The sequence below is a fragment of the Microbacterium sp. NPDC059771 genome, from assembly GCF_042732495.1.
Taxonomy (GTDB): domain Bacteria; phylum Actinomycetota; class Actinomycetes; order Actinomycetales; family Microbacteriaceae; genus Microbacterium; species Microbacterium sufflavum.
This window is the reverse complement of the sequence record NZ_JBHWHK010000026.1, coordinates 1-1,002: the sequence shown is the minus strand read 5'-3', so window position 1 is coordinate 1,002 and position 1,002 is coordinate 1. Positions and strand designations below refer to the sequence as shown.

Annotated in this window: 1 protein-coding gene; it reads left to right on the top strand. The window is 72.9% G+C overall.

What is annotated here, in order from left to right:
* Positions 1-430: aminotransferase class III-fold pyridoxal phosphate-dependent enzyme (locus ACFV3I_RS18815; RefSeq protein WP_378823973.1), on the top strand; the 430-nt coding region annotated here is incomplete at its 5' end.
* Positions 431-1,002 lie beyond the last annotated feature (572 nt).

Here is a 1,002-nt window from a genome sequence, read left to right as displayed (position 1 = left end):
CGCCGAGATCATGGACGCGGCGCACCCGGGCGGGCTGGGCGGCACCTACGGCGGCAACCCGGTGGCCTGCGCCGCCGCGCTCGGCGCCATCGAGACGATGAGGGAACTGGACCTCCCCGCGAAGGCCCGGCGCATCGAGACGGTCATGAAGGGGCGGCTGTCGGCGCTGCGGGAGAAGTACGACCTCATCGGCGACGTCCGTGGCCGCGGCGCCATGATCGCCATCGAACTGGTGAAGGACCGGCGGACCAAGGAGCCCGCGCCCGAGGCGACGGCCGCGCTCGCCGCCGCGTGCCACGCGGCGGGCCTGCTGGTGCTCACCTGCGGCACGTACGGCAACGTGCTGCGCTTCCTGCCGCCCCTGGTGATCGGTGAGGACCTGCTGGAGGAGGGCCTGGACATCCTGGAGAACGCGCTGGCCGACCTCTGACCGGTCCCCGCCTCACCACGCCGCACCACCTCGCTGTGACACGACGCCCTGCCGTGGCACACCGCCCGCTCCACACCTGTCAGGGCGTGTGAAGAAGGTGTGCGAGGGCGATGGCGGGTGGCGTTCGCGGCTGTCGGGACCCTCTCGCCTCGCGTACGGTTTCCGCAGATGAGAGAAACACCCCGCTCGCAGGGGACTGCGGGCGACACCGGCGTGGAGCATCCCCAGCTCCGCTTCGGTCGTGCCTTCGCGCACACCACTGGAGCTTCGGGCTCCAGAACTCCTCACCGATCGGATGGCCGCCCGTCCCACACCCCCCGGGGCGCGCGGCACACCGGTCCTGACGGCCGCCCCGGAACTGTCCCCCCTGTTCCCGGGCGGCCGCCTTCTTTCCCGCGCTCTCCTTCCCGCCCCTGTCTCGCCCGCGCGTTCGGTACGTTCGCGGTGTGCGCGGTCCTCTTCGCGGTGCTCACCTGGCAGGTCGCCGTGCGCGGTCCGCTGCTGCTCCCGGACGAGCGGGTGGAGCTCCGGCTCGCCGGCCGGGGGCCACAGCCGCTGGCACAGTTCTGCGC